Below are 12,909 nucleotides of genomic sequence, written 5' to 3'. Positions count from 1 at the left end.
TCAAGGGGCAGCAACCAGCGGTTGCCAGCGAGGGCCGTGCGGGTCGTCGCCAGTGAAGACGTGGTGGGCGTCGGGGGTGATGTGGAGCCCGAAGTCGTACATGCCGGGTGACCCGCGCTCCTCCCACACGGCCCAGGCCCGGCTGACCTCGTCGGCCAGGTCGCGTCCACCGCCACCGTGTGCGTTCACGGCGTTGCCCACCTGTTCGAGGACGGCCCAGGAGGAGCGGCCGTCGCTGAGCCAGGCGGTCAGCTGCCCGCCGGTGCCGGCGACTTGGGTGTCGATGTGCACGTCGGGCAGCAACACGCGCAGTGCGAACAGCACATCGGGGTGGGACAACGCCTGCACGGGGCGGGAGAACGCGGTCGGTACGCCGGTGCCCCCGTCCCGTACGCGTTCGAAGGGCGAGAGCGGGTGTCCCGATCGCCGGGTGGGCATGAAGCGGGCGGGCGCCTGCATCCAGCCGGTCGCCGACGCGCCGTCCTGTGCCACGGTGAGCGCGACGCACCCCGTGTGCCCCCAGGGGGTGACGATCCGGCCGCCCGGCCGTGTCCGCTCCACCCACGTCCACGGCACGTGTTCGACGGCGTAGGTGGAGATGACCCGGTCGAAGGCCGCATGCTCCACCGACTCGGCATCGCCGTCACCGGTGATGACCCGGACCCGGTGGCCGGCCGCCTCGACGCGTCGGCGGGCGTGGGCGGCGAGTCCGGCGTCGATCTCGACGCTGGTGACATGGCCCTGGCCGGTGCGCTCGGCGAGCAGAGCGGCGTTCCAGCCGGATCCTGTGCCGAGTTCGAGCACCCGGTGTCCGGGCTCCAGGACGAGTGAGTCCAGCATGGTGGCCACGATGGCCGCACACGAGATGCTGGACGTCGGCATGGAGTCGGTGACCTGGGTGACGGTGGAACCGTACGGATCGGGGTAGACCTCGGAGGCCCACGCTTCCGGCGCCTCGGCCCGGTTCACCGCCCGGTACCGCTCACCACCTGTCCAGGCCCAGACGGTGTCGGGGGCGAAGCGGTCCCGGGGCGTCGACTCCACGGCCCTGCGGACCCAGGGTGAGTCCGCAGGCCACAGGCCCCCGTCAGTCATCGCGGACAGCAGACCGAGGCGGCGCTCTTCCAACACGTGGGCTACTTCCGGCGGGTGCCGGTGGGCGGGGGAGTGGGCGGGACCTGCCCGTCCGAGTTGCCGGGCGGCGGCTTGCCCTGCGAGGGGTCCGGTGTCGGCTTGCCGTGCGTGCCCATGGCTACCTCCGAGGCAGGCGCGAACGCGGACGTCCTATCGTCCCGTGCGGGTCGCATCCTCCGGGCGTAATCGGTCCAATTGACCGAAACCACTCGTTACTGGTGGCTCATTCACTCACGGAGTGGTGATCCGGGCGATCGCCTCGACCGTCAGGGCGCGGTCGTGCGGCTCGGTCTCCAGGGCGCGGTGGATGGACAGCCCCTCGATGAGCGCGTCGAGCTGGCGGGCGGTGGCGGCGTCGAAGTGCCATTCGAGGGCTCGTCGGCTGCGGCTCATCCACTCCCGGGTGAGCTCGCGGTAGGCCGGTTTGCGGGCGGCGAGGGTGTAGAGCTCGTGGGTGAGGATCAGCTCGCGCTGGTTGCCGCCGGAGAGGTGGTGAACGAGGTCGGCGACGGCTTCGCGGGCCTCGTCGGGGGTGGCGGCCGCGCCGAGGCGGTCCTCGAAGACGGCGACGATCGTGCCGGAGAACCGGGTGAACGCCTCGTGGAGCAGCTCGTCCATGCTCGCGAAGTGGTACGTCATCGAGCCGAGCGGAACCCCGGCGCGAGCGGCCACCTTGCGGTGCGAGATGCCCGCGACGCCCTCGTCGGCGATGAGGTCGAGCGCCGCGTCGATGATGCGGTCCCGCCGGTCGGGGTCGGTGCGCCCTGTCGCCACCCGGCGCCTCCTTGTTCGGCCTGGTCCCTCTTCGCATCTCGCAGCATAGAGCGCGGGGGCATCTCGGGATTCCCGCATGGACGGCCCAGGTGCCTCGCTCGTACCGTCGTGAGTGACGGGCGCGATGCCTGCGAGGAGTCTGAGGGGTAGGGGCTTGTGGAGATCCCGGAGGAGACGTTGAGGGAGGCCGTTCGTGCTCTTGGCCGGTGAGGAGTGGGCTGCTCGCTTTGAGCGGTTCCAGCGGGAAGCCTGGCGTCTGGAGACCCTGCCGCAGTACCTCATGCCCCAGGAGGCGGAGGAGTTCGAGGCGTTCAAGGGCGGTGCTCGCATTGATCCGGTGACCGTGTCGAACGAGTACACCGACCGGCTGCGCCGGCAAGTCGCGCAGGGGCGGAGCCAGGGGCGAGTTCATGTGCTGACCCGTCCGCTCTCCGACTACCTGCGGTTCGAGCTTCACCATTACTACAGGGCTCACTCGTCGGCCGGTGAAGAGATCCGCATTCTCGACGTGACGGACCGGCCGAACCTTCTTGAGGGAGCCCAGGATTTTTGGCTGTTCGACCGCTCCGAAGTGGTTCTCATGAACTACCACTCCGACGGTCGCCAGATCAGCCGAGAGGTGTTCGACGGTGACGTCGGTCCCTTCCTCGAATACCGGCGGATCGCGGTGGAGGAGTCGGTTGCCTTCGAGGAGTACGTGAAGGATCTCGACCTCTGACCTCTGACCTCGGGACTCCGGGCACGGCGCCGGTTCGCAGCATGGAGCGCGGGGCGAGGGGTGCGGTTAGGGAATGAGGTCGCTGAGGGTGACGTTGAGCTGCACTTTCCCGTTGGTTTCGGTCACTCCGACGCAGCGGGACCGTCGGTCCAGCAGCCAGCCGTTCGGCCGGCAGGTCCAGCCCGAGGGGCGGTCCAGTTTGCGGACGATCTCGGCGGGGGTGAGCCCGTCCCGACTGCCGACGGTCACCGAGCGGGCGCAACTGGACGATCCGCAACTGGAGCCCTCGGAAAGCACGATGAGGCCCGGCGGCAGATCGGGAACGACGGTGGCGGGTGGTACGGAGGCTCCGGCGCCCATGAGGAAGTAGAGGGCGGAAGCGGCCAGGGTCAGTACGAACTGCGTGCCGAGAACGCCGACCGCCGTACTGCGCCGCCTGCCCCACGCCTCGCTCGCGTGCCCCTTCTGCCCCTTCTCCAGACGGACGCCGAGGACGAGCAGGAGGGGTGTCGCGACGGTGAAGAGGAGGTGGGCGTCCGCCCGGGGGACGGCGGGCACCCCACCGTGCTGGATCGCCACCAGCAGCCCTCCGGCGGCGAACAGGACGGACGCGGTCGCGTAGCCCACGCCACGGGTGCGGGCGATGCGGCTCCAGGCGATGAGGGGTACGGCGGCGAAGAGGACGCCCAGCAGCGACCACACGAAGAAGCCGGTGGCGGAAGGGGACTGCAGCGACAGAACGGACACGGGAGCTCTCCGGCCGGTGCGGTGAAGGGCGACGGTGGCGATGGCGGGGGTGAAGGGGTAGGTGGAGGTACGGGTCCGGGGACGCGCGCGGAGGGCGGGCGGTTCCGGGGCTTCGGTGGAGGCCTCGGCCCGAAGCGGGTCGTGCAGCGAGGTGTGTACGAACGTACGCTTCAGGCGTACGATCGTACGCTCCGTACCTCCCGCCCTCTCCTGTCTGCCGAGGCACCCTGCTCATGAAGGTCATGCCGGACATGGACGCCCGCACCCGCCGCTGGCGCGCCGCGCTCTTCCTCTTCATGCTCGCCACCGGGGTGAGCATGGCCTCCTGGGTGGCCAGGACCCCCGCCGTACGGGACGCGCTGGACGTGTCCACGGGGTCCATGGGCCTGGTGCTGTTCGGGCTTTCCATCGGCTCCATGGCGGGTGTGCTGGTCTCCGGGGGTCTTGTGCGCAAGCGCGGCGGGCGGCCGGTGATCGCGGCCGGTGCGGGGCTGCTCGTCGCCGGGCTGCTGGTGATCGCCGGGGGCGCGGCGCTGGAGGTGTCCGGCGGGGTCTTCGGCGGTCTGGCGCTGTTCGGGGCCGGCATGGGGCTCGCGGAGGTGGCCTTCAACATCGAGGGCGCCGCCGTGGAGCGGACGTTGGGGCGCCCGGTCCTGCCGGTGCTGCACGGCTGCTTCAGCCTCGGGACGGTGGTCGGCGCGCTGCTGGGGATGGGGCTGACGGCGGTACGGTTCCCGGTCGGCTGGCACCTGGCGGCGGTGGCCGTCGCCGTCGCGGCGGCGGCGGTGTGGACCGTACGGGCGGTTCCGGCGGGCACGGGGCGCGAGGACGCGGCGTCCGGGGGTGGTGTGGCTGCCGGGGGCGGTGGGCTGCGGGCGCAGCTGGCGGTCTGGAGCGACCGGCGGCTGGTGCTGATCGGGCTGATCGTGCTGGCCATGGCGTTCGCGGAGGGCTCCGCCAACGACTGGCTGCCGCTGCTGATGGTGGACGGTCACGGGACGAGCGCGACGGCCGGTTCGCTGACGTTCATGCTGTTCGCCGTCGCGATGACGACGGGCCGGTTCGCGGGCGGGCCCCTGCTCGTGCGCTACGGGCCTGCGGCCGTGGTCCGGGCGAGCGCGCTCGTGGCGGCGGTGGGCGTGGCGCTGGTGGTCTTCTCGTCCAGCGCGCTGCTCGCCGGGGCGGCGGTCGTGCTGTGGGGGCTCGGCGCCTCGCTGGGGTTCCCGGTCACGGTCTCGGCGGCGGCGGGGGAGGGCGAGGGGGTGCGGGACGCCTCGGCCCGGGTCGCGGCCGTCTCCACGGCGGGCTACGCGGCTTTCCTGGTCGGCCCGCCCTCGCTGGGTTTCCTGGCCGACCACGTGGGGCTGCGGGCGGCGATGATCGTGGTGCTGGTGCTGCTGGGAGGTGCGGCGCTGATCACGGGGGCGCTGCGGCGGCGGACGGCCCCGCCGGTGGCCGAAGTGCCGTCACCTCAATCCGACTTGGTGTAGATCAGGCTCTCGCCCGAACCGGGCGCCGCCCTCCGCAGGGTGCCGTCCGGAAGGAGGGTCAGCTCGGTGGGCTTCCCGGGGGAGCAGGAGGCGGCCGGGCGGCCCACGGAGACGGTGGAGGGGCCGATGCGGACCGGTTCGCCGTCGCCGGGGCGGGCGGCCAGGGGCGCGGTGAACTCGCAGTGGTACGTGGCGCCCAGGGCCAGGGGGCCTTCGGCGATGAGGGAGAGGACCTGGTCGCCGACGCCACCCTGGCGGATGACCAGCTTCCGGGAGGAGCCTCCCTGGTCGCCGGGGATGGAGCCGGTCCAGGTGCCGAGGTAGTCGGCCGGGACGGCGCTCTCGTCGTCGGTCCCCGACCCGTTGCCGTTGACGTTGTCGTCGCCCGAGGCGGAGGGGCCGGGGTTGGTGTGCGTACCGCGCCCCTCGTTGTTCATGAACGCGTACACGGAACCGCCCGCGCCTATCGCCACGGCTATCGCGACGGCGACGAGAGCGACGGTCGCCCCGGCGGACCGGCGCGCGGGGGCGGGGGCCGGGGCTTGGGTGAAGTAGGCGGGTGGGAGAGGGGTGTTGTACGCCGGGCCGGGGTGGTGGGGCTGGTTGTACGAGGGGTAGGGCTGGGGCTGCGGATGTCTGGGCTGCGGCTGTCGGGCGTACGGGGGCGGGGTCGGGGGCGCGGGGGGAGTGGCGGGGGCCGCCTGGGTGGGCTGGGCGTGGACGGCGGCGGGGGGTGTGTCGGGGTGCCGCTGCCGGTGGTGCGGGTTCCGGGTGTCCGCCGGGTGCTCCGGGCCCTCCGGGTCCTCCGCGTCGAGCAACCCCACGGCGTGGCGGCCCAGTTGGGCGATGAGGGTGGCGGGGAGCCAGGGCTCGTCGGCCTCCGCCTCGCCCAGCCGCGCCAGGATCTCGTCGGGGGAGGGCCGGGCCGCCGGGTCCTTGGCCAGGCAGTCCCGGACGACCCCGGCCAGCTCCGCCGGGACGCCGGTCAGGTCCGGGTCCTCCTGGGTGATCCGGAACATCAGGGCGTGCACCCCGCCGCTCTCGGCCGCGCCGAACGGGAGGCGGCCGGACGCGGCGTACGCGAGGACGGAGCCCAGGCAGAACACATCGCACGCGGTGGTCACGCGCTCGCCGCGCACCTGCTCCGGGGCCATGAACCCGGGGGAGCCGATCATCGCGCCGGTCCGGGTCAGGTCGCCGTCGGCCAGGGACTCCAGGGCGCGGGCGATGCCGAAGTCGATGACCCGGGGGCCGTCGATGGTGAGGAGCACGTTGGACGGCTTCAGGTCGCGGTGGATGAGCCCGGCCCCGTGGATGTGCTGGAGGGCGTGGGCGAGCCCGGAGCCGAGGAGCTGGACGGAACGTACCGGCAGCGGCCCGTACGCCCCCGACTCCGCGACCGGGGCGCCGGGGCGGCCGGAGACGACGCGGTGGAGGGAGGGCCCGGCGACGTAGCCGGTGGCGACCCAGGGGACCGGGGCCTCGGTGTCGGAGTCCAGGACCGGGGCTGTCCAGGCGCCGCCGACCTGGTGGGCGGCGCGGACCTCCTGGCGGAAGCGGGCGCGGAACTCGGGCTGTTCGGCGAGCTCGCGGCGGACGAGCTTGAGGGCGACGGTGCGGCCTCGGTCGGAGCGGGCGAGGAAGACCTGGCCCATGCCGCCCTCTCCGAGCCGGCCGAGGAGGCGGTACGCACCTATGCGGTGCGGGTCGTCGGGCCCGAGCTTGTCCATATGCGCTTCCTCCCCTGCGGCCCGCACGACAATAGCGCCGCCCCGCCCGAACCCCAGCCCGTCCGGCGTTTGAGGACGGAACCGGGGACTGGACAGGTCCGGCTGCAACCCCAGCCCGTCCGGCATTTGAGGACGGAACCGGGGAGCGCGGGTTCGGTGCGCAGACATCAGCGGTGCCCCGGGGGAGCCGAGTATTCAGGTGAGCCCCCACCAGGGCGAGGGTTCCGTCCTCAAACGCCGGACGGGCTGGAAAGGCCCCCGGACACGCCGGAGTCGGCCCCCGACGGGCTGGAATGGCCCCCGGACACGCCGGAGTCGGCCGCGGCCGGGCTGGAATGGCCTCCGGCCGGGCCGGAGGTCGCCCTCTCCACCGCCCCCGACAACCGCTCCAGCACCCGCACCACCTCCACGAACCCCTCCACCCCCAGCTCCCCCGCCAGCCGCGCGGCGAACTCCGCGTGGGGCGGGTCGATCCGGGACACCGCCTCCCGCCCCGCGGCCGTCACCCGCAACAGCTTCGCCCGGCGGTGGGCCGGGTTCTCCACGTACTCCGCGAGCCCCCGCCCCACCAGCAGGTCCGCGATCCGCTGCACGCTCTGCCGGGTGATCCCCATCGCCCGCGCGATTCCCGCCACCGGCAACGGCTCCGGCAGCACCGCCCCCAGCACCTGCCACCAGGCCGCCGTCAGCCCACCCGGCTCGGCCAACTCGTCGGCCACCGAAAGGAACTGCCCGTTCAGCCGGAACACCGTGAGCGCGGTCCGGCTCAGCAACTCCTGCTCCGAGGGGCGCCCCACCTCCCCGGTCACGCCGCCTCGTCCCCCTCCAGCACCTCGTACGCACTCGCGTCCGAGTCGTGGAACAGCCGGTACCACGCGTCCAGCTTCTCCGGCCCGTACACCCCCAGCACCCCGAACACCTCCCGCGCCAACGCCACCGGCTCCGTCGGCCCGGCCGTGATCAGCCCGCCGTCCGTCACCGCGTCGGCGTCCACGTACCGCGCACCACCCCCGTACCCCGTCGCCGCCAGGTAGAAGGAGACCGCGCTCGTGTGCGCCCGGTCGTCGAGGAGCCCCTCACGGGCCAGCCCCGCCGTCGCCCCGCAGATCGCCGCCACCGGGACCTCCGCGTCCAGGAAGGCGCGTGCGGCACGGGCGAACGGCGCCAGGTCGTCGCCCGCGTCCCAGAGCCCGGCCCCGGGGAGAACGAGCAGCGCGCTCTCCTCGGGCCGCAGCTCGGCCAGCGCCAGATCGGGCTGGACGCGCATCCCGCCCATGGTGGTGACCGGCTCCCGCCCGGGCCCCACGGTCCGCACGGTGTAGCCGTTCTGGGCGAGGAAGGCGGTGGTGTACCCGGTCTCCCAGTCGGCGAGGGTGTCGTACACGGCGAGATGAACCACAGCTCCGGTGCTGGTCATGGCGACCTCCTGCGAGTAGATGACAGAATCCTGTCATGTCGACAGTGTGCTGTCAATCACCCCGGGCCCGCCCGGACTCTCCCGGGCCCGCCCGGACTCTCCCGGCCCCGCCCGGACTCTCCCGGCCCCGCCCGGACTCTCCCGGCCCCGCCCGGACCCGACACCTTGCCGACCCCCGCGCCCGACGCCGTACAACATGGCCATGGAGACGGCCCGCCACCAGCACCTACGCTCCCCGCATGACCCCTCATGCCCCTCATGCCCCGTACGCCGACCCCGCGGCCGGTGCGGCCGTGAAGGCCGCGGACCGCGCGCACGTGTTCCACTCCTGGTCCGCCCAGGGCCTCATCGACCCGCTCGCCGTCGCCGGCGCCGAGGGGGCCTACTTCTGGGACTACGACGGCAACCGCTACCTCGACTTCACCAGCGGACTCGTCTACACGAACATCGGCTACCAGCACCCCACCGTGATCGCCGCGATCCAGGAGCAGGCGGGCAAACTCGCCACCTTCGCCCCCGCGTTCGCCATCGAGGCACGCTCCGAGGCCGCACGCCTCATCGCCGAGCGAACCCCCGGCGACCTGGACAAGATCTTCTTCACCAACGGCGGGGCCGAGGCCGTCGAGAACGCCATCCGCATGGCCCGGCTGCACACCGGCCGTACGAAGGTGCTCTCCGCCTACCGCTCGTACCACGGCGCCACCTCCACCGCGATCAACCTGACCGGCGACCCCCGCCGCTGGCCCTCCGACAACGGCTCGGCCGGCGTCGTACGGTTCTGGGCGCCGTTTCTCTACCGCTCGCCGTTCTACGCCGAGACCGAGGCCGAGGAGTGCGCCCGCGCGCTCCAGCACCTGGAGGACACGCTCGCCTTCGAGGGCCCGTCCACCATCGCCGCGATCATCCTGGAGACGATTCCGGGCACGGCCGGCATCATGACGCCGCCGCCGGGCTACCTCGCCGGCGTCCGCGAGATCTGCGACCGGTACGGGATCGTCTTCGTCCTCGACGAGGTGATGGCGGGGTTCGGCCGCACCGGCGCCTGGTTCGCCGCCGACCACTTCGACGTCGTGCCGGACCTGCTGACCTTCGCGAAGGGCGTCAACTCCGGTTACGTACCGCTCGGCGGCGTCGCCATCAGCGCCGAGATCGCCGCGACCTTCGAGACCCGCCCCTACCCCGGCGGCCTCACCTACTCCGGCCACCCGCTGGCCTGCGCGGCCGCCGTCGCCACCATCGGCGTGATGGAGGACGAGAAGGTCGTCGAGAACGCGGCCCGGATCGGCGAGACCGTCCTCGGCCCCGGCCTGCGCGAACTCGCCGAGCGCCACCCCTCGGTCGGCGAGGTGCGCGGCCTCGGTGCCTTCTGGGCGCTGGACCTGGTCCGCAACCGGGAGACCCGCGAGCCGCTCGTCCCGTACAACGCGTCGGGCGAGGCGAACGCGCCGATGGCGGCCTTCGGGGCGGCTGCGAAGAAGCAGGGCCTGTGGCCGTTCATCAACATGAACCGCACCCACGCCGTCCCCGCGTGCAACGTCACCGAGGCCGAGGCCAAGGAGGGTCTCGCGGCGCTGGACATCGCCCTCGCGGTGGCCGACGAGCACACGGTGTAAGCGTCCGACCACCCTCATGTACATCCCACCGCCCCCGCCGTGCCCGAAATCGGGCACGGCGGGCCCCTGGCTTAAGGTGACCCGAGCCGAAAGACGGCTGAAGCCGGACCACGGCTGAATACGGCCGAACACGGCTGACGAACGGGAAGGGTCGCCCATGGGTCCGAGCGGAGGTGTGACCCGCAGTACGCTGCGCCAGCAGATCGCCGACGCGCTGCGCGACGAAGTGCTGGCCGGGCGGCTTCGACCGGGCCGGGAGTTCACCGTCAAGCAGATCGCGGAACAGTACGGGGTCTCCGCGACGCCCGTCCGCGAGGCGCTCTTCGACCTCTCCGCCCAGGGGCTGCTCGCCTCGGACCAGCACCGCGGCTTCCAGGTCCGCGAGTTCACGATCCGGGACTACCGTGCGATGGTCGAGGCCCGCTCCCTCGTCGTCGAGGGCATCTTCCGCAGCCCCGCCGACCAGGTCGCCGTCCGGGCCGAGGCGCTCGCCCCGATCCGGCGCCGGGCCGCGGAGGCGGTCCGCGCGGCGAAGGGCGGCGACCTCGACGTACTGATCGGGTACGACCTCCGCTTCTGGCGGGAGCTCGGGGCCTTCGTCCTCAACCCGTACATCACCGCCTTCCTCGCCAAACTCCGCGTCCAGGCATGGGTCTTCGCCGTGCACCGGCTGCGCGGCGAGCACCCGGACGAGCGGGTGCTGTGGTTCGGGCACGAGGAGCTGGTGGAGGCCATCGCGGGCGGCGACCGCGACGAGGTGCTCGCGGTGATGCAGACGTACTACGCGCACGCGCTGGCCTGGGCGGACCACCTGGAGTCCCAGGAGGCCCGCCAGTCCCAGGAGCCCCGGGAGTCGTAGGGCCCCCAGGCCTGCTGGAGGACGCCGGGGCTGCCGGTGCGTGCCCGGGGCGTGCCGGGGCACTGTGCGTGGGGTTCACCTCGCATTACGCTGTTCCGACGATCGCCCAACCCGTTGGAGAGCGAGACTTCGTGGCCTGTGACCTGTGGCTGGTCCCCCTCGTCGATGTGCTGTGCCACAGCCCCGACAACCCGTTCGCCGAAGAGATCGCCGTCTACGACAGAGCGCTGAACGACGCGGGGCTGCCGCCCGTCCCCGTCTTCGCCTACATGCCGGGCCTCAACGGAGACGTGGCCCCGGTGGCGGGCTTCGACTACGACGCCCTGCACTTCCTGCGCCGCGCCTACCTGCTCCAGCTGAGCGGCCTGGCCGTCACCCCGGTCGAGGGCCTCGGCGGTGACTACGAGCAGCTGCTGGAGATGTTCGAGCAGACCGCGCAGCAGTCGCACCTGGTCTGGCACTACGACCACGCCGGGGCGTACGTCCCGGTCGACTTCCCGCACCCGCTGTCCAACGACGCGCTGCTGGAGGGCGGCGGTCCGCTGGGCTCCGCGCACGGCCTGCTCCGGGAGCTGGAGTACGTGGCCCCGTCCATCGGCATCGACCCGGCCAACCCCCCGGCCGCCCCCCAGCCGCCCCCGGGCCCCACGGCCCTGGAGGAACCGGCGACCCAGGCCCCGTACGAAGACAGCCCGTTCGCAAGGGAACGCCACGTCTGGCTGGGCCTCCACGCGGCGGCAACCCGTTCCCTGGCCCAAGGCTCAATGATCATCTTCAGCTGACAACTCAGTCGCTTCCGCACCCGTCCCCAGCCCGTCCGGCGCTTGAGGACACCCCCTGGGGGGGCCTACCGCGGCGCCTCCGGAGGCCGCTGCCGAGGCATGTTCGGCCGAGCCGCGACGGACGGCATGGAGAACCGCCCCGGCAGCACCCCCGGCTCCACCCGGCCCCCCGCACTCCCCGACACCAGCGCCTGCGTCCCCATGGGCGCGGGCCCCGCCCGGAACTCGACCATCCAGTCCGCCGTCTCCGACCGCACCAGCTCCGTGACGTCCTCGGAGAACCGCCGCAGCACCCCCAGGCACCGCTCGGCCGCCTCGCTGGCGGTCCCCTCGGTCGGCCCGAGCGTCTCCCGTACGCACTCCGACGCCCAGTCGAACTGGAGCACCTGGAGCCGCCGCTGCACGGCCTGCGCGGTGGCGAGATTCCTTATCCAGCCGGAGGTGAGGCCGAAGTACCGGTCGCAGGCCATGCAGGCGGCACCCAGCAGCAGCGACAGATACCCCCACCCCGCCGACCCGCTCAACGTGCCGGTCAGGTCGAGCAGCGGCAGCGCGGCCCCCGCGACGACCCCGGCGGCGGTGCCCAGCCGCAGGGCCCTGGCCCCCCGGCGCTTCCACACGCGGTCCTTGAGATACCAGTCCGCGGTGGCGAGGGCGCCGGTCTCGGCCCAGCGGTACAGCTCGTCGAGCCGTTCGGCGGGCTCGCCCCAGTCGCCGAGCGGGAAGGGCCGCCCGGTCAGATCGCGCCCGCCGGCCCCGGACCCGTCGCCCCAGGCGCCCCCGGTACGGGCGCCGCCACCGCTCCCGGCCCCCCGGCCCCCACCGCTCCCCCCGGCTCCACCGCTCGCACCGGCTCCACCGCTCCCCCCGGCCCGGGAGCCAGAAGCGGAACACTCCACTCCGCTCTCACCGGAACCCGCGTCGGACTCCTTGCGGGGCGGCCCCTCGGGCTGCATCTCCGGCTGACTCACCGGGGCACTCCTCTGCACTCTGACGGACGGGACGAACGCTTGGGGCTTCCTCGCGGGTAACTCTGCGTCACTAGGCATGCGCGCATGCGTATCGATGTGCACGCCCTTCCTACCGCCGAATGGTGGGCCGCGGAGTCGAAATCGCGGGATTCCCGCCTGCGCAGGGCCGCTGGTCAGGTATAGGAGCCCTCGCGGCGGTTTCCGAATCTCACCCGAAAGAGTTGGTCCCCGGTGGGTGGAGCGCGGTGACCGAGGAGCACGTAGGCTCGGCTTACCGAAACATTTGTCGTCGAAATGCCAGGAGTGACCGTGATTCCCGGTGGTGGCCAGCCCGATATGCAGCAGTTGCTCCAGCAGGCCCAGAAGATGCAGCAGGACCTCGCCACGGCCCAGGAGGAGCTGGCGAGGGCCGAGGTCGACGGACAGGCGGGCGGTGGCCTCGTGAAGGCCACGGTGACCGGCTCCGGCGAGCTGCGGGCCCTGGTGATCGACCCCAAGGCCGTGGACCCGGAGGACACCGAGACGCTCGCCGACCTCGTGGTGGCGGCCGTCCAGGCGGCCAACGAGAACGCGCAGGCGCTCCAGCAGGAGAAGCTCGGCCCGCTGGCCCAGGGCCTGGGCGGCGGCGGCTCCATTCCGGGCCTGCCGTTCTGATCCGGGCCATGACCGGACCG

Annotated in this window: 12 protein-coding genes and 1 pseudogene; 6 read left to right on the top strand and 7 right to left on the bottom strand. The window is 72.7% G+C overall.

Annotated elements, in window-relative coordinates:
- Both IE264_RS05930 and IE264_RS05925 read right to left on the bottom strand, forming a co-directional pair.
- Nucleotides 1–1,095 (bottom strand): methyltransferase domain-containing protein, encoded by a 1,095-nt coding sequence (locus IE264_RS05930; RefSeq protein ID WP_051822075.1) that lies wholly within the window; start codon nucleotides 1,093–1,095, stop codon nucleotides 1–3.
- Nucleotides 1,096–1,365: 270 nt separating this feature from the next.
- Entirely contained in the window at nucleotides 1,366–1,908 is a 543-nt protein-coding gene (locus IE264_RS05925) for a TetR/AcrR family transcriptional regulator (RefSeq protein WP_015609527.1), read from the bottom strand.
- 193 nt (nucleotides 1,909–2,101) lie between these two features.
- Here IE264_RS05925 and IE264_RS05920 point away from each other — a divergent pair, with 193 nt between their 5' ends.
- Nucleotides 2,102–2,626, top strand: a complete 525-nt coding sequence (locus tag IE264_RS05920; RefSeq protein ID WP_032760459.1) for a DUF6879 family protein — start codon at nucleotides 2,102–2,104, stop codon at nucleotides 2,624–2,626.
- Nucleotides 2,627–2,692: 66 nt separating this feature from the next.
- Here IE264_RS05920 and IE264_RS05915 read toward each other — a convergent pair whose 3' ends face one another.
- Complete coding sequence (locus tag IE264_RS05915; RefSeq protein WP_051822073.1) at nucleotides 2,693–3,373, bottom strand: hypothetical protein; 681 nt, start codon at nucleotides 3,371–3,373, stop codon at nucleotides 2,693–2,695.
- Nucleotides 3,374–3,606: 233 nt separating this feature from the next.
- Between IE264_RS05915 and IE264_RS05910 the strand changes: the two genes are divergently transcribed.
- Entirely contained in the window at nucleotides 3,607–4,863 is a 1,257-nt protein-coding gene (locus IE264_RS05910; protein WP_032760460.1) for an MFS transporter, read from the top strand.
- Here IE264_RS05910 and IE264_RS05905 read toward each other — a convergent pair.
- The 3 genes and pseudogenes from IE264_RS05905 to IE264_RS05895 all read right to left on the bottom strand — a co-directional run bounded on the left by IE264_RS05905 (nucleotide 4,845) and on the right by IE264_RS05895 (nucleotide 8,010).
- Nucleotides 4,845–6,593, bottom strand: coding sequence for a serine/threonine-protein kinase (locus IE264_RS05905; RefSeq protein WP_190167588.1), 1,749 nt, complete (start codon nucleotides 6,591–6,593; stop codon nucleotides 4,845–4,847). The two genes, IE264_RS05910 and IE264_RS05905, sit on opposite strands and share 19 nt — an antisense overlap.
- A gap of 317 nt (nucleotides 6,594–6,910) precedes the next feature.
- A pseudogene (locus IE264_RS05900) lies at nucleotides 6,911–7,402 on the bottom strand (MarR family winged helix-turn-helix transcriptional regulator); the annotation flags it as partial.
- Nucleotides 7,399–8,010: a DJ-1/PfpI family protein gene (locus IE264_RS05895; protein WP_032758750.1), complete on the bottom strand. Its 612-nt coding sequence runs from the start codon at nucleotides 8,008–8,010 to the stop codon at nucleotides 7,399–7,401. The gene IE264_RS05895 and the pseudogene IE264_RS05900, both read right to left, overlap by 4 nt.
- A gap of 239 nt (nucleotides 8,011–8,249) precedes the next feature.
- Between IE264_RS05895 and IE264_RS05890 the strand changes: the two genes are divergently transcribed.
- The 3 genes from IE264_RS05890 (at nucleotide 8,250) to IE264_RS05880 (ending at nucleotide 11,264) form a co-directional block, all read left to right on the top strand.
- A complete protein-coding gene (locus IE264_RS05890) occupies nucleotides 8,250–9,623 on the top strand; it encodes an aspartate aminotransferase family protein (protein ID WP_032758749.1) in 1,374 nt (457 codons plus the stop codon).
- Between the two features lie 157 nt (nucleotides 9,624–9,780).
- Complete coding sequence (locus IE264_RS05885) at nucleotides 9,781–10,482, top strand: GntR family transcriptional regulator (protein WP_015609520.1); 702 nt, start codon at nucleotides 9,781–9,783, stop codon at nucleotides 10,480–10,482.
- 131 nt (nucleotides 10,483–10,613) lie between these two features.
- Entirely contained in the window at nucleotides 10,614–11,264 is a 651-nt protein-coding gene (locus tag IE264_RS05880; protein WP_015609519.1) for a putative DNA-mimic protein, read from the top strand.
- Between the two features lie 65 nt (nucleotides 11,265–11,329).
- Here the strand turns inward: IE264_RS05880 and IE264_RS05875 are convergent, their stop codons facing one another.
- The gene (locus IE264_RS05875) at nucleotides 11,330–12,235 is read right to left on the bottom strand and encodes an SLATT domain-containing protein (RefSeq protein WP_032758748.1); all 906 of its coding nucleotides are present in this window, start codon (nucleotides 12,233–12,235) and stop codon (nucleotides 11,330–11,332) included.
- Between the two features lie 309 nt (nucleotides 12,236–12,544).
- Here IE264_RS05875 and IE264_RS05870 point away from each other — a divergent pair, with 309 nt between their 5' ends.
- On the top strand, nucleotides 12,545–12,889 hold the full coding sequence (locus IE264_RS05870; RefSeq protein ID WP_015609517.1) for a YbaB/EbfC family nucleoid-associated protein: 345 nt from the start codon (nucleotides 12,545–12,547) through the stop codon (nucleotides 12,887–12,889).
- The last annotated feature ends 20 nt before the right edge of the window (nucleotides 12,890–12,909 follow it).

The organism is Streptomyces microflavus, from assembly GCF_014650075.1.
Classification (GTDB): domain Bacteria; phylum Actinomycetota; class Actinomycetes; order Streptomycetales; family Streptomycetaceae; genus Streptomyces; species Streptomyces microflavus.
This window is presented reverse-complemented; position numbering and strand designations above follow the sequence as displayed.